At 58.5% G+C, this 19,695-nt stretch carries 14 protein-coding genes; 5 read left to right on the forward strand and 9 right to left on the reverse strand.

Translation table 11 applies throughout. The annotated features are described in order from the left end of the window. Positions 1-39 precede the first annotated feature (39 nt). From rpsA to mtnA, 7 genes are all read right to left on the reverse strand, one after another. A complete protein-coding gene (gene rpsA, locus CKW23_RS09630) occupies positions 40-1,725 on the reverse strand; it encodes a 30S ribosomal protein S1 (protein WP_025261287.1) in 1,686 nt (561 codons plus the stop codon). A 122-nt stretch (positions 1,726-1,847) separates the two neighbouring features. Continuing rightward, positions 1,848-2,537 (reverse strand): (d)CMP kinase, encoded by a 690-nt coding sequence (cmk, locus tag CKW23_RS09635; RefSeq protein ID WP_025261288.1) that lies wholly within the window; start codon positions 2,535-2,537, stop codon positions 1,848-1,850. Then, positions 2,534-4,774 (reverse strand): bifunctional prephenate dehydrogenase/3-phosphoshikimate 1-carboxyvinyltransferase, encoded by a 2,241-nt coding sequence (locus CKW23_RS09640; RefSeq protein WP_095067484.1) that lies wholly within the window; start codon positions 4,772-4,774, stop codon positions 2,534-2,536. Before CKW23_RS09640 ends, cmk begins: the two co-directional genes overlap by 4 nt. 96 nt (positions 4,775-4,870) lie before the next feature. After that, a complete protein-coding gene (pheA, locus tag CKW23_RS09645; protein WP_025261290.1) occupies positions 4,871-5,965 on the reverse strand; it encodes a prephenate dehydratase in 1,095 nt (364 codons plus the stop codon). Beyond that, entirely contained in the window at positions 5,965-7,050 is a 1,086-nt protein-coding gene (serC, locus tag CKW23_RS09650; RefSeq protein ID WP_025261291.1) for a 3-phosphoserine/phosphohydroxythreonine transaminase, read from the reverse strand. The genes pheA and serC overlap by 1 nt, the downstream gene beginning before the upstream one ends. A 135-nt stretch (positions 7,051-7,185) precedes the next feature. After that, positions 7,186-9,966 carry a DNA gyrase subunit A gene (gene gyrA, locus CKW23_RS09655; protein WP_025261292.1) on the reverse strand — a complete coding sequence of 927 codons (2,781 nt, stop codon included), beginning with the start codon at positions 9,964-9,966 and terminating at the stop codon, positions 7,186-7,188. A gap of 235 nt (positions 9,967-10,201) precedes the next feature. Further along, complete coding sequence (mtnA, locus tag CKW23_RS09660) at positions 10,202-11,278, reverse strand: S-methyl-5-thioribose-1-phosphate isomerase (RefSeq protein WP_095067485.1); 1,077 nt, start codon at positions 11,276-11,278, stop codon at positions 10,202-10,204. A gap of 123 nt (positions 11,279-11,401) precedes the next feature. Between mtnA and CKW23_RS09665 the strand changes: the two genes are divergently transcribed. The 5 genes from CKW23_RS09665 to CKW23_RS09685 all read left to right on the forward strand — a co-directional run bounded on the left by CKW23_RS09665 (position 11,402) and on the right by CKW23_RS09685 (position 16,090). After that, positions 11,402-12,730: a TRZ/ATZ family hydrolase gene (locus tag CKW23_RS09665; RefSeq protein ID WP_095067486.1), complete on the forward strand. Its 1,329-nt coding sequence runs from the start codon at positions 11,402-11,404 to the stop codon at positions 12,728-12,730. A gap of 69 nt (positions 12,731-12,799) precedes the next feature. Next, positions 12,800-13,498 (forward strand): bifunctional 2-polyprenyl-6-hydroxyphenol methylase/3-demethylubiquinol 3-O-methyltransferase UbiG, encoded by a 699-nt coding sequence (gene ubiG, locus CKW23_RS09670; protein WP_095067487.1) that lies wholly within the window; start codon positions 12,800-12,802, stop codon positions 13,496-13,498. Between the two features lie 3 nt (positions 13,499-13,501). Continuing rightward, positions 13,502-14,173 carry an N-acetylmuramic acid 6-phosphate phosphatase MupP gene (mupP, locus tag CKW23_RS09675; protein ID WP_095067488.1) on the forward strand — a complete coding sequence of 224 codons (672 nt, stop codon included), beginning with the start codon at positions 13,502-13,504 and terminating at the stop codon, positions 14,171-14,173. A gap of 34 nt (positions 14,174-14,207) precedes the next feature. After that, positions 14,208-14,948, forward strand: coding sequence for a YciK family oxidoreductase (locus CKW23_RS09680; RefSeq protein WP_095067489.1), 741 nt, complete (start codon positions 14,208-14,210; stop codon positions 14,946-14,948). 215 nt (positions 14,949-15,163) lie between these two features. Continuing rightward, the gene (locus CKW23_RS09685; RefSeq protein ID WP_095067490.1) at positions 15,164-16,090 is read left to right on the forward strand and encodes a GGDEF domain-containing protein; all 927 of its coding nucleotides are present in this window, start codon (positions 15,164-15,166) and stop codon (positions 16,088-16,090) included. A 198-nt stretch (positions 16,091-16,288) separates the two neighbouring features. Here the strand turns inward: CKW23_RS09685 and CKW23_RS09690 are convergent, their stop codons facing one another. Further along, entirely contained in the window at positions 16,289-17,074 is a 786-nt protein-coding gene (locus CKW23_RS09690; protein WP_095067491.1) for a TenA family transcriptional regulator, read from the reverse strand. Beyond that, a complete protein-coding gene (locus CKW23_RS09695; RefSeq protein WP_095067492.1) occupies positions 17,071-19,569 on the reverse strand; it encodes an EAL domain-containing protein in 2,499 nt (832 codons plus the stop codon). Before CKW23_RS09695 ends, CKW23_RS09690 begins: the two co-directional genes overlap by 4 nt. Between the last annotated feature and the right edge of the window lie 126 nt (positions 19,570-19,695).

Below are 19,695 nucleotides of genomic sequence, written 5' to 3' on the forward strand. Positions count from 1 at the left end.
GGACGACCGAAGTCGCCCTTTTTAATGGTCAAGCAGAACTTAGTTCTGTTTTTCCATCTGCGCACGCAGCAGGTCACCAATAGTGGTAGGACCAGTGCTTTCAGCAGCTTCAGGCTTGCTACGCAGGCTCTGGATAGCTTCTTTCTCGTCTTCAACGTCTTTCGACTTGATGGACAGGCTGATTACGCGGCTCTTGCGGTCAACGCTGATGATCTTGGCTTCGATCTCTTCGCCTTCTTTCAGAACGTTACGCGCGTCTTCAACGCGGTCACGGCTGATTTCGGAGGCTTTGAGGGTAGCTTCGATGTCGTCGGCCAGAGTGATGATGGCGCCTTTGGCGTCAACTTCTTTAACGGTACCGCGAACGATAGCGCCTTTGTCATTGACAGTGACGTACTCGGAGAACGGATCGCTTTCCAGCTGCTTGATACCCAGGGAGATGCGCTCACGCTCTGGATCAACAGACAGGATGACTGTGTCGAGCTCGTCGCCCTTCTTGAAGCGACGTACGGCTTCTTCGCCCACTTCGTTCCAGGAGATGTCGGACAGGTGAACCAGACCGTCGATGCCGCCGTCCAGACCAATGAAGATACCGAAATCGGTGATCGACTTGATGGTGCCGGAGATTTTATCGCCCTTGTTGAACTGGCCAGAGAAATCTTCCCATGGGTTGGATTTGCACTGTTTGATGCCGAGGGAGATACGACGACGCTCTTCGTCGATGTCCAGAACCATGACTTCCACTTCGTCGCCAACCTGAACGACTTTGGATGGGTGGATGTTCTTGTTGGTCCAGTCCATTTCGGAAACGTGTACCAGGCCTTCCACGCCTTCTTCCAGCTCTGCGAAGCAGCCGTAGTCGGTCAGGTTGGTTACACGCGCGGTTACGCGGGTGCTTTCCGGGTAACGAGCCTTGATAGCAACCCATGGGTCTTCGCCCAGTTGCTTCAGGCCCAGGGAAACACGATTGCGCTCGCGATCGTACTTCAGGACTTTTACATCGATCTCATCGCCAACATTGACGATTTCCGATGGATGCTTGATACGCTTCCAGGCCATGTCGGTGATGTGCAGCAGGCCATCGACGCCACCCAGATCGACGAATGCGCCGTAATCGGTGAGGTTCTTGACGATACCTTTGACTTGCTGGCCTTCCTGCAGGGACTCGAGCAGTGCTTCACGCTCTGCACTGTTCTCGGCTTCCAGAACGCTGCGACGGGAAACGACAACGTTGTTGCGCTTCTGGTCCAGTTTGATGACCTTGAACTCGAGCTCTTTGCCTTCCAGGTGCGTGGTGTCGCGCACTGGACGGACGTCAACCAGAGAACCTGGCAGGAACGCACGGATGCCGTTAACGTCGACAGTGAAGCCGCCTTTAACCTTACCGTTGATAACGCCCTTGACCACTTCTTCAGCTGCGAAAGCCGCTTCCAGAACAATCCAGCACTCGGCGCGCTTGGCTTTTTCGCGGGACAGCTTGGTTTCGCCAAAGCCGTCTTCTACCGCGTCCAGCGCGACGTGAACTTCGTCACCGACCTTGATGGTCAGCTCGCCAGCATCGTTGTAGAACTGCTCGAGCGGGATGACGCCTTCGGACTTCAGACCAGCGTGTACAGTTACCCAATCGCCGTCGATGTCGACAACGATACCGGTAATGATAGCGCCCGGCTGAAGGTTCAGGGTTTTTAGGCTTTCTTCAAAAAGTTCTGCAAAGCTTTCGCTCATTTTAATTCCTGTTGATCAAGGGCGAAGAATACGCCCATCTGCCACGTCCCAGAAAACGTGGGTTTCGTTCATGTAAAAGGAAGCTGTCAGGACTGAATCTGGTCGCCTGTGCAGCTCCTTGATCACCCGGCGATATCGCGTAGCGCGACCTCACTCAGAATGCGTTCCAGCACCTGCTCGATGGATAATTCAGTGGAATCCAGCTGTATGGCGTCATGCGCCGGCTTGAGCGGGGCTACCGCTCGCTGGGTGTCACGCTCGTCGCGCGCACATATCTCATCTAGCAGACTCGACAGACTAACATCATCACCCTTTGCCTTCAACTGCAAGTAACGACGGCGTGCACGCTCCTCGGCACTGGCAGTGAGAAAAACCTTCAGGGGCGCGTCGGGAAATACCACCGTTCCCATGTCACGGCCATCGGCCACCAGCCCGGGTTCTTCCTGAAACGCACGCTGGCGCTGCAGCAAGGCATCGCGAACGGCAGGCAAGGAAGCAACCTGGGAAGCGCCGCTGCCGATCTGCTCGTTGCGGATGGCATGGGTAACGTCCTCGCCTTCGAGGATGATGCGCTGGCCCTGACCACCTGAAGCCGTCTCGAACTGCACATCGAGATGCGCAGCCAGCAGCTTCAGGGCTTCTTCATTGGTCAGGTCGACACCATGATTGCGCGCCGCAAAGGCAAGCAGACGGTAAAGAGCCCCGGAATCGAGCAGACACCAGCCCAGATGCCTGGCCAGCAAGCCTGCAACAGTGCCCTTTCCAGAACCGCTAGGGCCGTCGATGGTAATAACAGGTGCTTTGATTTTCACTTTTTATCCTCTTGCGCGACACGCATACCGACTTGAGCGCACAGCGCCAGAAAATTGGGAAACGATGTGGCGACGTTCGCACAATCGTGAATACGGATCGGTGCCGATGCCCGCAGTGATGCAACGCTGAATGCCATTGCAATGCGGTGATCGCCATGAGCATCGATCTCGGCACCGCCCATGGAACCGCCCTCAATAATAATGCCATCCGGCTTGGGCTCAACCTTGATACCCAACGCCAGCAGACCATCAGCCATGGCCTGAATCCGGTCCGACTCCTTGACACGCAACTCCTGCGCACCGCGCAGGACAGTACGTCCCTGAGCGCAGGCCGCTGCGATGAACAGCACAGGAAACTCGTCGATAGCCAACGGGACCAGTGCTTCGGGAATCTCGATCCCCTTCAGGGAGGCCGAACGGACCCGCAGATCCGCAACCGGCTCGCCACCGACTTCCCGGGGGTTTTCCAGAGTGATATCACCGCCCATAAGGCGAAGGATATCGATAACACCCGCACGTGTCGGATTGACACCCACATGCTCGAGCAACAACTCGGAACCTTCGGTAATGGATGCCGCCACCATGAAAAACGCGGCCGAGGAAATATCGGCAGGCACTTCTATACGGGTCGCCAGCAGCTTGTGCCCGGACTCCAGCGAAACGGTGTTGCCCTCGGCAGACACCGGGTAGCCGAAGCCACGCAGCATGCGCTCGGTATGATCACGAGTGAGCACCGGCTCGCTGACTATAGTCTCGCCATCGGCATATAGCCCGGCCAATAACAGACAGGATTTGACCTGAGCACTGGCCATCGGCGTGTCATAAGCCTGACCCGAAAGCTTGCCGACAGCATGAATGGTCAGCGGAGGACGACCATCGGCCGCCGTTTCGATGACCGCGCCCATGGCCCGCAAAGGATCGACCACACGACTCATGGGACGCCTTGACAACGAGGCATCACCCGTCAGGGTGCTGTTGAAATCCTGAGCCGCCAGCAGACCTGCCAGCAGGCGCATGGAGGTTCCGGAATTGCCCAGGTAGATCGGACCGGGCGCAGCCTTCAGGCCACGCAAACCGACACCATGAATGATCACGCGACCATGATGCGGCCCTTCGATCACGACCCCCATGTCACGGAAGGCCTGCAAGGTCGCCAGCGCGTCCTCCCCTTCTAGAAAGCCTTCGACCTCGGTAACGCCTTCAGCCAGAGAACCCAGCATGATAGAGCGATGGGAGATGGATTTGTCTCCCGGCACGCGAATACTGCCACTGACACTACCGCCAGGGTTGGCGACAAAAACCAGATCATCTGCGCTGACAGGCTCTACATAGGCACGGCGAGCCAGAATCTTGCCGAAGTGCTCCCGGGCAACCCGCGCACGGGTGAACACACCCAGCAGTTGATGCCCGTCGCCGGTATCTACCGCTTCACGCAAGGCATCCAGATCACTGCGGAATGTATCCAGAGTGCGTAGAACGGCTTCGCGGTTGGCGAGGAAGATGTCGTGCCACATCACCGGATCACTGCCCGCGATACGGGTGAAGTCACGGAAACCGCCCGCCGCGTACCTGAAGATCTCCAGGTTTTCGTTACGCTTGGCCAGGGAGTCCACCAGACCGAATGCCAACAGATGTGGCAGATGACTGGTTGCAGCCAACACCTCATCGTGACGCTCGACCTGCATGTGTTCGACATCGGCACCCAGCACCGACCAGAGACGATCAACCAGTGCCACGGCATCGGGATCCGTCTCGGCCAGCGGTGTCAGGATCACCTTGTGACGTCGGAACAAGTCGGCGTTGGACGCCTCGACGCCACTCTGCTCGGAACCGGCAATCGGATGCCCCGGCACGAAGCGGGTTGGCATATGACCGAAGGCAAATCGTGCAGCCCGCACCACATTGCCCTTGGCGCTACCGACATCAGTCAGGATAGCATCGCCAAGGTCCAGAGGCGCCAGCAGGCCAAGGAGCTTTTCCATGGCCAGAATCGGGACAGCAAGCTGAATGACATCTGCGCCCTGACAAGCGGTCGCCAGATCCGCCTCACAGCGGTCCACAACACCCAGTTCAACGGCCAATGCGCGGGATTTCGGGTCAAGATCGACCCCCACCACTTCACGGCACAGACCGCTTTCGCGAACACCTTTTGCAAAGGAGCCGCCGATCAAGCCCAGACCGACGACCACAAGCCGACCGATGACAGGTCGAGCGGATATCTGCGCGAAATCAACCACGCGCAGAAACCTTGTGGCTGACACCCGCGCAAGGCGAACCTGTTTGCACGCCCGGCAGCGCCGGGGTGAGGAAATCGCTGCTCATGTATCGTCCCTTCAAAGAACCGCTTTCGGGTAGGAACCCAGTACCTTCAAGGCAACGGCTTCATGACTGATCTTCTCCAGCACCGCCTTGACCAGCGGATCCTGGTGATGCCCTACGAAATCGATGAAGAACACGTAAGTCCACTTACCACTACGCGACGGACGGGTTTCGATGCGAGTCAGGTCCAGGCCATTCTCATGGAACGGCACCAGCAGCTCATGCAAGGCGCCCGGTTTGTTGCTCATCGACACAATGATCGAGGTCTTGTCGTCACCGGTCGGTGGCACTTCCTGACTGCCGATGATCAGGAACCGCGTGGAGTTGTCGGGACGATCTTCGATCTTCTCGGCCAGACGGGTCAGGCCATACAGGTCTGCAGCCATATCCCCGGCAATGGCTGCGGAGTTCCACTCGCTCTTGACCCGCTTGGCCGCTTCGGCGTTGCTGGCAACCGCCACGCGCTCGACATTCGGGTAATGAGCGTCCAGCCACTTGCGACACTGGGCCAGCGACTGGGCATGGGAATAGATGCGGCTGATGCTTTTGGTCTTGGTGCTTTCACCGACCAGCAAATGGTGGTGAATGCGCAGCTCGACTTCGCCACAGATGACCATGTCATGCTCGAGGAAGCTGTCGAGGGTATGGTTGACCGCACCTTCGGTGGAGTTCTCCACCGGCACGACGCCGAAATTCACGGCACCGGCAACCACTTCACGGAACACTTCATCGATAGCCGCCATGGGCAGGCTGATGACCGCATGCCCGAAGTGTTTCATGGCCGCAGCCTGGGTAAAGGTCCCTTCAGGCCCCAGATAAGCGACCTTCAGCGGCTGCTCCAGCGCCAGGCAGGAAGACATGATTTCGCGAAACAGACGCGCCATCTCTTCGTTGCTCAACGGACCGCGATTACGATCCATGACACGCTTGAGAACCTGAGCCTCACGCTCCGGGCGATAGAACACAGGCACTTCGCCTTCCGCCAGCGAGGACATTTTCACCCGCGCCACTTCCTGCGCGCAGCGTGCACGCTCGCTGATCAGTTCCAGAACCTTTTCGTCCAGGCTGTCGATGCGGACTCGCAGCGCCTTGAGTTCTTGCTCGGACATCAGCCGTGCTCCTTCTCGAAGTCTTTCATGTAGGTCACCAGCGCATTGACTGCATTGATGTCGACAGCATTGTAGATGGAAGCCCGCATGCCACCGACCGAGCGATGGCCCTTGAGGTTGAGCAGGCCATTGGCATCGGCACCCGCCAGAAACGGCTTGTCCAGACGGTCGTCGGCCAGACGGAACGGCACGTTCATCCAGGAGCGGTCAGGCTTGTTGATCGGGTTGCTGTACAACTCGCTGGCATCGATGAAGTCATACAGGGTGCGCTTCTTGACTTCATTGAGCTTGCCGATGGCTTCGACGCCACCCTGCTCCTTGAGCCACTCGAAAACCAGGCCGGACAGATACCAGGCCAGGGTCGGCGGCGTGTTGTACATCGAGCCGTTGTCGGCGGCGACCTTGTAATCGAGCATGGTCGGGCAAAGCGCACGGGCACGACCCAACAGGTCTTCGCGAATGATCACGACGACGATGCCGCTCGGGCCGATATTCTTCTGGGCACCGGCATAGATCATGCCGAAGCGCGATACATCCACCGGCCGGGAAAGAATGTCGGAGGACATGTCGGCAACCAGCGGCACATCGCCCGTTTCCGGAATCCAGTCGAACTCCAGGCCACCGATGGTTTCGTTCGGCGCGTAGTGAACATAGGCAGCGTCCTTGGACAGCTTCCATTCGTTCTGACCAGGAATGGCGAAATAGTCGTATGGCTTGGCGCTGGCGGCGACATTGACCGTACCGTAGCGCGAGGCTTCTTCAATGGCCTTCTGCGACCAGATGCCGGTGTCGATGTAGTCGGCCTTGCCGTTTTCCGGCAGCAGGTTCAGGGCAATCTGGGCAAACTGCTGGCTGGCGCCGCCTTGCAGGAACAGCACCTTGTAGTTCGAGGGGATGGTCAGCAGGTCGCGAAGATCCTGCTCGGCCTTGGTGGCAATGGAGACGAACTCATCGCTGCGATGGCTCATTTCCATCACGGACAGGCCCTTGCCATGCCAGTCCAGAAGCTCCGCCTGGGCACGCAACAGAACCGCTTCGGGAAGCGCAGCGGGACCTGCGCAAAAGTTAAAGGCTCGCTTGCTCATATCCACTCTCGTCAAATGCGTTGGGTCTTACGCGCTGCTTTTCCGGTCTACTGACCGAATGTTGCAAGGGCCGACTCGCCTGCAATGCATACGCACTCACAGACGAGCCAGCCCTTGCCGGATTTACGTTACCGCTCAGCCTTGTGTTTCGTCATCGTCCGCTGCTGCATCGGCATCGACTTGCAGATCGTCGGCATCATCTGCCTCGACAACGACGCCATCCACGATTTCACCGTCAAGTTCGTCATCTTCGACTTCCGATGGCTCCTGGACACGCTCCAGACCCACCAGAGTTTCGTCGGTGGCCAGCTTGATCAGGGTGACACCCTGGGTGTTGCGATCCAGACGGGAGACTTCGTCGACCCGGGTGCGCACCAGCGTACCCTGATCGGAAATCAGCATGATTTCCTCGCCTTCCTGAACCTGCACAGCGCCGATCAACTTACCGTTACGCCCCTTGGTGACCATTGCGATAACGCCCTGACCACCACGACCGCGACGCGGGAACTTGCTCAACAGGGTACGCTTGCCGAAACCACGCTCGGAAGCGGTGAGAATCTGCGCGCCCGACTCGGGGATCAGCATGGAAATCAGTCGACCCTTGCCGATCTTCATCCCGCGCACACCGCGAGCGCCGCGGCCCATCTGACGAACATCGCTCTCGGCGAAACGGATGACCTTGCCGGCGTCGGAGAACAGCATGACTTCCTTGGCACCGTCGGTAATCGCAACAGCAATAAGGGTGTCGCCTTCCTTGAGCTTCAGGGCAATCAGGCCGCTGGAGCGAGGACGGGAGAACTGTGCCAGAGGCGTCTTCTTGACCGTACCGAAGGCTGTAGCCATGAAGATGTAGGCGCCGGTCGGCTCTGCAACCAGTTCCGGCGTATCGCCATCTTCTTCCTCGGCTTCCTCGGCCTCGACCACTTCACCTTCGATCACCGAGTCTTCGGCATCTTCCAGCTCGTCATCGGCCCCCGAACTCTGCTGCAGTGCCTCAAGATCGATCGGCAGCATGGCGGTGATGTATTCACCTTCGTCCAGCGGCAACAGGTTGACCAGCGGACGACCACGAGCGGCACGGGACGCTTCCGGAATCTCGTAGGTCTTGAGCCAGTAGACCTTGCCCTTGCTGGAGAACATCAGCAGCGTGGTGTGGCTGTTGGCGACCAGCAGGTGAGCAATGTAGTCCTCATCCTTGATGCCGGTAGCCGATTTGCCTTTACCGCCACGACGCTGAGCCTGATAGACCGCCAATGGCTGGGTCTTGGCATAGCCGCCGTGGGAAATGGTGACAACACGCTCTTCTTCGGTGATCAGGTCGCCCAGGGTCAGGTCAAGGCGCGCATCGAGAATCTCGGTGCGGCGCACGTCGCCATATTCGGAGCGAATCAGTTCCAGTTCTTCGCGGATCACTTCCATCAGGCGCGTGGCGCTGCCCAGGATGCGGATCAGCTCGCCGATCTGGCCGAGGATTTCCTGATACTCGGTGAGCAGTTTTTCATGCTCCAGACCGGTCAGACGATGCAGACGCAACTCAAGAATCGCCTGCGCCTGTTCCGGCGACAGGAAATACTTGCCATCACGCAGGCCGTACTGCGGATCGAGGTTCTCAGGACGGCAGGAATCGGCACCGGCACGCTCGACCATTTCAACCACAGCGCTGGATTCCCAGGGCGTGCTGATCAGTGCTTCCTTGGCTTCAGCCGAAGAAGGCGAAGCCTTGATGAGGGCGATGACCGGGTCGATGTTCGACAGCGCAACGGCCTGACCTTCGAGAATGTGCCCGCGCTCACGCGCCTTGCGCAGTTCAAAGACGGTACGGCGGGTAACCACTTCGCGGCGGTGACGCACGAATGCTTCCAGCAGATCCTTGAGGTTGAGGATTCGCGGACGACCGTCTATCAACGCAACGATGTTGATGCCGAATACGCTTTGCAGCTGGGTCTGGGCGTAGAGGTTGTTGAGGATGACCTCTGGAACCTCGCCACGACGCAGCTCGATGACCACGCGCATACCGTCCTTGTCGGACTCGTCGCGCAGCTCGGTGATACCTTCGAGTTTCTTCTCTTTTACCAGCTCGGCGATCTTCTCGATCAGGCGAGCCTTGTTCAACTGGTACGGCAGCTCGGTGATGACGATCTGCTGACGACCGCCCACCTTGTCGATGTCTTCGACGATGGAACGGGCACGCATATAAATGCGGCCACGGCCGGTGCGATAGGCTTCGATGATGCCGGCACGGCCGTTGATGATCCCCGCCGTCGGGAAGTCCGGGCCGGGAATGTATTGCATCAACTCATCGACAGTCACTTCGGGATTGTCGATCAGGGCCAGACAGCCGTCGATGACTTCACCGAGGTTGTGCGGCGGAATGTTGGTCGCCATGCCCACGGCAATACCGCTGGAACCGTTGACCAGCAGATTGGGAATACGGGTGGGCATGACCGCCGGGATAAGCTCGGTGCCGTCATAGTTGGGCACCCAGTCCACGGTTTCCTTGTGCAGGTCGGCCAGCAGCTCGTGAGCCAGCTTGGTCATGCGCACTTCGGTGTATCGCATGGCCGCGGCATTGTCGCCGTCGACCGAACCGAAGTTGCCCTGACCGTCTACCAGCAGGTAGCGCAGCGAGAAGGGCTGCGCCATACGAACGATGGTGTCGTAGACAGCGGTATCGCCATGCGGGTGGTACTTACCGATTACGTCACCAACCACACGAGCGGATTTCTTGTACGGCTTGTTCCAGTCGTTACCCAGCTCGCTCATTGCGTACAGCACACGCCGGTGCACGGGCTTCAAGCCATCGCGCGCATCCGGCAGTGCACGCCCGACGATTACGCTCATTGCGTAGTCGAGGTAGGACTGCTTCAGCTCGTCTTCGATATTGACCGGGAGGATTTCTTTGGCCAGTTCGCCCATGAGAAGCCTGATTCCTTTTTCTGGTGAAACCTCGTACATCCATACGGGATAGACGAAGCTCGCCGCTGCCGGCATTTGCCAGGCAACGACTTACGACAAATCAACGAGTTATGCCATGGATCTGCGCAGTAAGGGCGACTACTGATAGCGCCGTTGGAAACCGCCGGATATTACCACAATCGCTGTCACGCTCCTATCCTTTGAAAGCGCTGAAAACAGGCCACCCGCAAAACCATCAATGAAGGTGCTTGCGACTCATGAGCAGAGCCATCTTGGCGGTATCCGGCCGTTCGACGATGCCCTTTTCGGTCACGATGGCGTCGATCAGGTCCGCAGGCGTCACATCGAATACCGGATTGAAAGCCTCGACATCAGCGCCCACCCGATGACCGCCCACTTCCAGCAGCTCGCGACCGTCACGCTCTTCAATGACGATGTCTTCACCGCTGGCCGTGTCCATGTCGATCGTGGAACTGGGCGCCACCACCATGAAGCGCACACCATGGTGCATGGCCGCGACTGCCAGTTGATACGTGCCAATCTTGTTGGCCACGTCGCCATTGGCGGTAATGCGGTCGGCACCGACAATGACCCAGGTGATGCCTTTGGTGCGCATCAGGTGCGCAGCGGCAGAATCAGCATTGAGAGTGACCGGAATACCCTCGTTGGCCAGTTCCCAGGCCGTCAGGCGCGAGCCTTGCAACCATGGCCGGGTTTCATCGGCGTAGACGTGTTCGATCATGCCTTCCAGATGCGCAGCCCGGATCACGCCCAGCGCAGTGCCAAAGCCGCCCGTGGCCAGGGCGCCGGTATTGCAATGGGTCAGGACCGCCTGAAGATTGCCCTGATGCTTGCGAATCAGATCCGCACCCAGTTGCGCCATGGTCAGGTTGGCTTCACGGTCGCTCAGGTGAATCGCAACGGCTTCGGCCTCCAGAACAGTCAGAGGGTTATCCCCTTCCTTGAGCCGTTGCAGGCGGTCGCGCATCCGGTTCAGCGCCCAGAACAGATTGACGGCCGTAGGACGCGAGTCCGCGAGCAGAGAGAAATCCGCCTCAAGTGCCGCCAGCCAGTCACCGCCCGCCGCGAAACGGGCGCGAGCACCCAGCACAACGCCATAGGCCGCCGCGATACCGATGGCAGGCGCACCACGCACCACCATCGTGCGAATGGCCTCAGCCACTGCCGCAGCACTGCTGTAAGCGTGCCAGGTTTCCTCGAACGGAAGCACACGCTGATCCAGAAGATACAGAGTGTCATCTCGCCAATCGATGGCCTTTACTTTCTCTGCAGCCAATAGCCGATCGCGCATTACCACCCACTCCATCTCGAAAACCCACAGCCCGGAATCAAAAGGGGACGATTATAGCGAGCCGACCGCGAAGGTGCTCGGGTATACTTCGCCATTACTGCAATAAGCTCTGGAAGCCTTGTCATGCCGAACGCCACCGCACCGCTCGACCTTCTGCTCCTGCCCACCTGGCTGGTGCCGGTCGAGCCCGCAGGCGTGGTACTCAAGGAGCATGGGCTGGGTATCCGTGACGGCTGTATCGCCTACATTGGCCCGAGGGCCGAAGCCTTGAAGCAGAATGCCCTGCACGTACAGGAACTGCCTGGCATGCTGCTCACTCCAGGGCTGATCAATGCCCATGGCCATGCAGCAATGACCCTTTTCCGCGGCCTGGCCGACGATCTGCCGCTGATGACCTGGTTGCAGGACCATATCTGGCCGGCCGAGGGCAAATGGGTCACCGAGGACTTCGTTCGTGATGGCACGGATCTGGCGATCGCCGAGCAGATCAAAGGCGGCATCACCTGTTTCTCGGACATGTACTTCCACCCCAAGGTCGCTGCCGATCGCGCTCACAACAGCGGGATCCGCGCCCAGATCACCGTGCCGGTGCTGGACTTCCCGATCCCTGGCGCCAGAACCACCGATGAATCCCTGCATATCGGCGTCGAGCTGTTCAACGACCTGATTCATCACCCGCGCATCAAGGTTGCCTTCGGCCCCCATGCGCCCTACACCGTCAGCGACGAAAACCTGGAAAAGGTCCGGGTCATTGCCGACGAACTCGACGCCATGATCCAGATGCATGTGCATGAAACCGCCTTCGAGGTGGAACAGGCCCTCGAACAACGCCAGGAGCGGCCATTGGCGCGCCTGAACCGTCTCGGCCTGCTGGGCCCGCGCTTCCAGGCCGTACACATGACGCAAATCAGCGACGACGACCTGACATTGCTGGTAGAAAGCAACTCCAGCGTACTGCATTGCCCGGAATCCAACCTGAAACTGGCCAGTGGCTTTTGCCCGGTGGAGCGTCTGTGGCAAGCCGGTGTCAACGTAGCTGTCGGTACCGATGGCGCGGCCAGCAACAATGACCTGGACCTGCTGGGCGAAACCCGCACCGCCGCCCTGCTGGCCAAGGCTGTCGCGGGCTCGGCTACGGCGCTGGATGCCCATCGGGCCTTGCGCATGGCGACCCTGAATGGCGCACGCGCCCTGGGTATCCAGGCAGAAACCGGCTCACTGGAAATCGGCAAGGCGGCGGACATGGTTGCGTTCGATCTTTCCAGGCTGGAGCAGCAACCGATCTATGATCCAGTGTCACAGCTTATATATGCCACCGGTCGCGATTGCGTGAGCCATGTCTGGGTGGCAGGCAAGCAATTGCTCGACAACCGCCGCCTGACCCGTATGGATGAGCAGGCGCTGCGCGAAACCGCCATTGCCTGGGGCAAGCGCATCAGCGGCGCAAACTGAATACATGGAGGCCTGGCTTGTTGATCGCCAGGCTGTCGAAACGAATTCCAAGTTCAAGAGGTAACTCCCATGAGCAACGTCGACCGCGCAGAAATCGCCAAATTCGAGGCACTGGCACATCGCTGGTGGGATCGTGAAAGCGAATTCAAGCCGCTGCACGATATCAATCCGCTTCGGGTCAACTGGATCGACGAACGGGTCAACCTGGCAGACAAGAAAGTGCTCGACGTCGGTTGTGGCGGCGGCATTCTCAGCGAGGCCATGGCCCAGCGCGGTGCCACCGTGACCGGGATCGACATGGGCGAAGCCCCGCTGGCCGTGGCCCAGCTGCATCAGCTCGAATCCGGCGTGAGCGTCGAATACCGGCAGATCACCGCCGAAGACCTGGCTGAAGAAATGCCCGAGCAGTTCGATGTGGTGACCTGCCTGGAAATGCTTGAACACGTGCCGGACCCTTCCTCCGTGATCCGCGCCTGCTATCGCATGGTCAAGCCCGGTGGCCAGGTGTTTTTCTCCACCATCAACCGCAACCCCAAGGCCTATCTGTTTGCCATTGTCGGTGCCGAATACATCATGGGCCTGCTGCCACGCGGCACCCATGACTTCAAGAAATTCATCCGTCCTTCGGAACTGGGTGCCTGGAGCCGTGATGCCGGCCTGCAGGTCAAGGACATCATCGGCCTGACCTACAACCCGCTGACCAAGCACTATAAGCTGGCCTCGGATGTGGACGTCAACTACATGATCCAGACACTTCGGGAGGCATGAGGCATGCGTTTGAGAGCGGTTCTATTCGACATGGACGGCACATTGCTCGATACCGCACCGGACTTCATCGCCATTTCCCAGGCGATGCTGGCCGATCGCGGTTTGCCAGCAGTGGCGGACAAGCTGATTCGCGATGAAATCTCGGGCGGCGCCAAAGCCATGGTCGCGGCCACCTTTGCCATGCCCCCACAGGATCCGGCCTTCGAGGCCCTGCGCCTGGAGTTCCTGGAGCGCTACCAGCGCGGTTGTGCGGTACACAGCAAACTCTTCGACGGCATGGCCCAATTGCTGGCCGATATCGAAAAGTCCGGCCTGATCTGGGGCGTCGTCACCAACAAGCCGGTGCGCTTCGCCCAGCCGATCATGGAACAGCTCGGGCTGGCCGAGCGCTCGGCGCTGCTGATCTGCCCCGATCATGTCACCCACAGCAAACCTCACCCCGAGCCGCTGATCCTGGCCTGCAGCCAGCTTGATCTTGACCCGGCCAGCGTGCTGTTCGTGGGCGACGATCTGCGTGATATCGAGTCAGGTCGCGATGCTGGCACCAAGACAGCCGCCGTGCGTTACGGCTATATCCATCCCAACGACAACCCCGATCACTGGGGCGCCGATGTGGTCGTGGATCACCCGCTGGACCTGCGCAAGGTGCTGGACAACGCGCTGTGCAGTTGCTGAGTTGAGCCTTACTGAATAGCTACAGAGGTTTTCCATGTTCGATTACTCCGCCCGCCCCGAACTGCTCAAGGACCGGGTGATTCTGGTCACCGGCGCAGGACGCGGCATCGGCGCTGCGGCAGCAAAGACCTATGCAGCCCATGGCGCCACGGTGTTGCTGCTGGGCAAGACCGAAGCCAACCTGACTCAGGTGTATGACGAGATAGAAGCGGCTGGTCATCCTCAACCTGCGGTCATTCCATTCAACCTGGAAACCGCCCTGCCCCATCAATACGATGAGCTGGCGGCCATGATCGAAACCGAATTCGGCCATCTCGACGGCCTGCTGCACAACGCCTCGATCATCGGCCCGCGCACGCCCGTTGAGCAGTTATCCGGCGAAAACTTCATGCGGGTCATGCACATCAACGTCAATGCGACGTTCATGTTGACCAGCACCCTGCTGCCACTGCTCAAACTGTCCGCCGATGCTTCGGTGGTGTTCACCTCCAGCAGCGTCGGTCGCAAGGGCCGAGCCTATTGGGGGGCCTATGGCGTATCGAAGTTCGCCACCGAAGGGCTGATGCAAACCCTGGCCGACGAACTGGACACTGTCGCGCCGGTGCGCTCCAACAGCATCAACCCCGGCGCAACCCGTACCAGCATGCGAGCCCAGGCCTACCCTGCTGAAAACCCTCTGGACAACCCGACGCCCGAGGAAATCATGCCGGTCTATCTGTACCTGATGGGTCCCGACAGCACCGGTATCAACGGCCAGGCCTTCAACGCGCAATAAAGCCGGCTGCACAAAAGCCTGCCCTGACGGAAATCCGTCACGGCAGGCTTATTTCATGAATATGCCGAGTCAAGGAAACGTCGGACAGCCTTGCTCGGCATCTTAACCGTCTTGAATAGTCCTTTATATTCAATCAATTACATTAAAAATCCGTACATGGCACGACTTTCGCTCCGCCTCTCACAAGCCAGCAACGATGTGAGAGGAGTGAAGCCATGAGTTCTCCGACCGGTCCCAAGACAATTGATTTCGATACTGCAAGATTGCAAAGACAAGGCTCTTGCAATAAACCGGCGGCCCCTCTTCCTCCTGCTGATCTGTCTACCCTCATTCAGCAACTGAGCCAGCAGTTACAGAGCAGTCTGGAAGCTGAAAAGATTCTTGGCATGTTCTTGCGAGGCGTTCAACGCCTCATCCCGTTGTCCGCCCTGAGCTATGAACACTCCCGTAGTGACCTGAGCCTGCAACTGGGTGAAAGCGCGGAGCACAGTGCCAATTACACACTGCGCCACATGAACGAATGCCTCGGGAATCTGGAATTCCAGCGCGGCACGGCATTCAGCGAGCAGGAACTGAGCGAGCTTGAGTCACTGATCATCTGCCTGCTCTACCCCATGAAAAATGCGCTGCTGTATCGCATCGCCATGCAAAGCGCACTGCGCGACCCGCTGACCAATACCGGCAACCGGATCGCGATGGACCAGAACCTGATGCTGGAAATCGAAGTGTCGCACCGCCAGAAACAGCCGCTTTCCTTGCTGATGCTGGATATCGATTACTTCAAGAACGTCAACGACAACTTCGGCCACAAGACCGGCGACGAGGTGCTGCGCACCATTGCCCATACGCTCAAGACTCAGTTGCGCAGCGTAGACCGGATGTTCAGGTATGGCGGGGAAGAGTTTGTGGTCGTGCTTGCCAACACTGATCGCGAGTGTGCGGCCATGATCGGTGAACGCCTGCGCCAGGCGGTGCTGGAACTGAAGTTCCACGAAAGCAATACCGTGCTCAACACCACCATCAGCCTGGGCTGCTCGACGCTGCTGCCAGCAGAATCGGCCGACAGTCTGCTGCGCCGCGCCGACAACGCCTTGTATGTCGCCAAACGCGAAGGCCGAAACCGCCTGAAGATGGCAGGCTGAGCAACTACCTCTTAACGAATGAAGACATGCCTGCCTAAATCCACGAGGTCATCACCTTGTGGGAGGCTGCTTGCTGGCGACTTGAAATGAAGTACCTCCCACTCGTTTTGTTTGTGCCTTTACTGATCGCAGGAGCGACCTCAGTCGCGAAGAGGCCCACAGCCATCGCCTGGAATTCGCTCCTGCCCGGATAAGTGATCAGGCTCCCACTGCTGCCGCACGCTCCCGCGCAGGCTTGACCTTGTCTAGCTGCAGGCAGCTCTCAAGAAACAGGTACATGTAGTCATAGCTCTTGATGGTCGCCTGACGCAATTCAGTCTGGAGCTGAACACTGGGATTGTTACCCGCCAGAGTGCAAATGATCTCCAATGCTTCCCATGGGTGCGCATCATCATACTGAGCGTGCATTTTGAGCCATTTCATGGCGCGCTTTCGGGTTTCGCCGGGGAAGCCCTCGGCATAGACGTCGGTGGAGCAGACGACGGCAGCCCACTCCCCTGTCGCGCCCTCGATGGCATAGTTGGTCGCTGCCATGGCCACGGCCAGAGAGTCTGAAGAGCTGGTCTGCCAGCACCAGTGACTCAGGGCATGCAGCTCGGGCGCTACGCGTTGGGCATGCAGGTCGTCGACACTCACACCATGGGCGGCACACCAGTTCACCCAGTAGTCGGCATGATTGAGTTCGACGCGGATATTGCGCATCAGCCAGCGACGCGCCATGTCCTCCCCTGGATGGCGGCCGAAACGGGTCTTGGTCAGGTTCTTGGCCATGTAGACAGCAAACTGCTCAACCACCGGCCAGCCACCAATCAAGTAGTGGCGCATGACCTGTGGGCTCAGGCGCCCATCACGCATTTTCTGATACAGCTCGTGTTCGACCACACGAGCCTTGGCGGCACTGCAATCCTTGATCAACTGTTGCGCCCATACCGGATAACTGCTGGCTTCCATGAGCGGACCGGTTCTATTGAAAGTGTCGATCACTGTGCGGCTCCCTTTTTTGTTGGTTGTACCGAGTTGGCTTGATACCCATGTGCCTCGGCCATCACGGAGGCCGGGCGTTCAGGCTGGGTGTACAGGCTTTCACACGTCAATAACTCTGGACGAGCTATCAAGTACCCCTGTGCAAAATCCACACCTATTTCCTGCAGAGCAGACTCAATCTGCGGGGTTTCAACAAACTCGGCAATGGTTTTCTTGCCCATGACGTGACCGATATGATTGATGACATCGACCATGGCACGATTGATCGGATTGTCGAGCATATCCTTTACAAAACTACCATCGATCTTCAGAAAATCGACCGGAAGATGTTTCAGGTAGGCAAAGGAGGACATACCGGAGCAGAAGTCATCAAGAGAGAACAGACAACCCAGAGCCTTGAGTTCATTCATGAAGCGGATGGCGCTGCCCAGGTCGGCAATCGCACTGGTTTCGGTCACCTCGAAACAGATCATACTCGGGGAAACACCATACGTCCGGAACTGCAGCTTCAGGTAATCCAGAAAGGCCTCATCACCAATACTGGAGCCGGACAGATTGATGGCACAGATCGCCTGGGGCATCTGGTGCCTCGGATCGTTCATGCACTGCGCAATGACCTGAAAGACATTCTGCACAACCCAGCGATCAAGGGTTGTCATCAAGCCATAACGCTCTGCTGCCGGTATGAAGCTGTCCGGTGAAACCATCCGCCCCGATTCGTCGCGCAGGCGCAACAGGATCTCGACATGCCTCGCCCCGTCATCAGGCTGGTAAAGCGGTGCAATTTCCTGGGTGTACAGGCAGAAACGGTTCTCACCCAGGGCCATGTGCAGGCGCTGGATCCAGGCCATTTCACCGGAGCGCGTGGAGAGCTGCGAATCGTCCGGGTGATAGACCTGAACCCGGTTGCGGCCCTTTTCCTTGGCCATGTAGCACGCCATGTCCGCCGCTCGAAGGGAGGCCTCCAGCGTGGTCGGCGCATCGCCTATATGCACCAGACCGATACTGATCGTCGTGACAAAGGGCCGCCCTTTCCAGACGAAATGCATGCTCTGCACCATCTTGCGCAGGCTCTCGGCGATTTCCAGGGCCGTCTGCGGCGCACAATTGCACAGCAGAATACCGAACTCGTCGCCCCCTAAGCGGGCAAGGGTGTCACCTTCACGAATCCCCTGAGGCAACATCCGGCACAGATGCCGGAGCAATTCGTCGCCTGCTGAGTGGCCATTGGTGTCATTGATCAGCTTGAACTGGTCCAGATCCAGAAACATCAGGCAATGGCTTTCATTCGAGGATTCGGAATCCGCGAGCAACTGCTCCAGGCGATACTCAAACTCGCTCCGGTTGACCAGGCCGGTCAGTGCATCATGGGCGGCCTGCCAGGAAAGGTTGGCCAGGTGCTGGCTTTCCTGAGTCATATCGTGCAACACCAGCACCGCGCCACTGACTGCCCCGTCGCTGTAGATCGGCGAACCGACCAGGTTGACCATCACCGTGCTGCCATCCAGACGCTGGATCAGCTTGCAGTGCACGCTGCCGCCCTTGAACCTGCCGCTGAGGATATGTTCCATCAACGTCAGGCTGTCCTTGTGGTCGTTTTCGTCCAGCAGATTGAACAGCGCAGCCAGCGGCAGCCCGATCGCCTGGCTGTTGCGCCAGTGAGTCAGCCCTTCTGCTGCTGCGTTCATGTAAACGATCGCACCGCTGACGTCCGTGGAGATAACACCGTCACCGATGGACTCCAGCGTGATCTGCGCACGGTCCTTCTCCAGTTGCAGCGCATGGGCAAAGACATGGCGCTGTTCGAGCAGCTTGCGCACACGTAACAGTGCCAGAAGGATCAGCACCAGGGCGGTGACCGGATTGATGATCAGCAGCAGCCATAGAATGAATCTCGAACCCTCCCCCAACGCATCACTGAAAGCCCTGGCAACAGGGGTTACCGCTTCATTGATTGCATTGATCCGGGCGTGCCATTGCAAGGATTCATCCGGGCTCACCGCACCTTCGGCGACCCGGTTGCGGATCGTGCGGGCCAGCTCATCGAGCCGGGCAAGATAGTCATCGCCGATGTTCCACCAGTAGATGGCCTTTTCCATGTAACTGAAGTCATGGAAGTTGCGATACAGCCAGATGATGCCGCCGACATCATCGGGGTGGTTACCGCCTTGAAGAATGGCTTTCTGCGCATCAGCCAACGAGGGATCGGGCTGATTCAGTACCTGACGCAGGGCATGGCCGCCCTGGGGAATGGCAATTGCCTGCTGGTACCTGGCAAAGTCGCGCTCATCATGACTGTCGACATAAAGCCCCAGGTAATGAATGGCGTCCTTCTGGCCCTTTGACCAGAGGCTTTCGCCCACGACATAGCTGCGTACGGCAGACAAGGTGTAAAGGCTCACGCATCCGAGCAGCGCCTGAAAAAGCGCGACGGCAACAAAAGGCCACACAATGCCCAAAAGACGAGGCTTTGAGAGAGACCGCGGCTGCTTCATGGGTTCACTTCACCACATGACTGATTGAACGTCCTGATCAGAGACTAGGCTAAATCCAACAAGAGAGACGAGTGATTTTCTCGGTTTTTATACAAGGTGCAACATTGCGCACAAAGCTGGCGTGAT

The organism is Pseudomonas sp. Irchel 3A18, assembly GCF_900187465.1.
GTDB classification, from domain to species: Bacteria; Pseudomonadota; Gammaproteobacteria; order Pseudomonadales; family Pseudomonadaceae; genus Aquipseudomonas; species Aquipseudomonas cichorii.

What these genes read in the sequence shown, in the direction of transcription:
- serC (WP_025261291.1), bottom strand. Translation starts at nt 7,050, where the DNA reads ATGAGCAAGCGAGCCTTTAACTTTTGCGCAGGTCCCGCTGCGCTTCCC.
- rpsA (WP_025261287.1), bottom strand. Translation starts at nt 1,725, where the DNA reads ATGAGCGAAAGCTTTGCAGAACTTTTTGAAGAAAGCCTAAAAACCCTG.
- CKW23_RS09685 (WP_095067490.1), top strand. Translation starts at nt 15,164, where the DNA reads ATGAGTTCTCCGACCGGTCCCAAGACAATTGATTTCGATACTGCAAGA.
- ubiG (WP_095067487.1), top strand. Translation starts at nt 12,800, where the DNA reads ATGAGCAACGTCGACCGCGCAGAAATCGCCAAATTCGAGGCACTGGCA.
- pheA (WP_025261290.1), bottom strand. Translation starts at nt 5,965, where the DNA reads ATGTCCGAGCAAGAACTCAAGGCGCTGCGAGTCCGCATCGACAGCCTG.
- mupP (WP_095067488.1), top strand. Translation starts at nt 13,502, where the DNA reads ATGCGTTTGAGAGCGGTTCTATTCGACATGGACGGCACATTGCTCGAT.
- mtnA (WP_095067485.1), bottom strand. Translation starts at nt 11,278, where the DNA reads ATGCGCGATCGGCTATTGGCTGCAGAGAAAGTAAAGGCCATCGATTGG.
- CKW23_RS09680 (WP_095067489.1), top strand. Translation starts at nt 14,208, where the DNA reads ATGTTCGATTACTCCGCCCGCCCCGAACTGCTCAAGGACCGGGTGATT.
- CKW23_RS09665 (WP_095067486.1), top strand. Translation starts at nt 11,402, where the DNA reads ATGCCGAACGCCACCGCACCGCTCGACCTTCTGCTCCTGCCCACCTGG.
- gyrA (WP_025261292.1), bottom strand. Translation starts at nt 9,966, where the DNA reads ATGGGCGAACTGGCCAAAGAAATCCTCCCGGTCAATATCGAAGACGAG.
- CKW23_RS09695 (WP_095067492.1), bottom strand. Translation starts at nt 19,569, where the DNA reads ATGAAGCAGCCGCGGTCTCTCTCAAAGCCTCGTCTTTTGGGCATTGTG.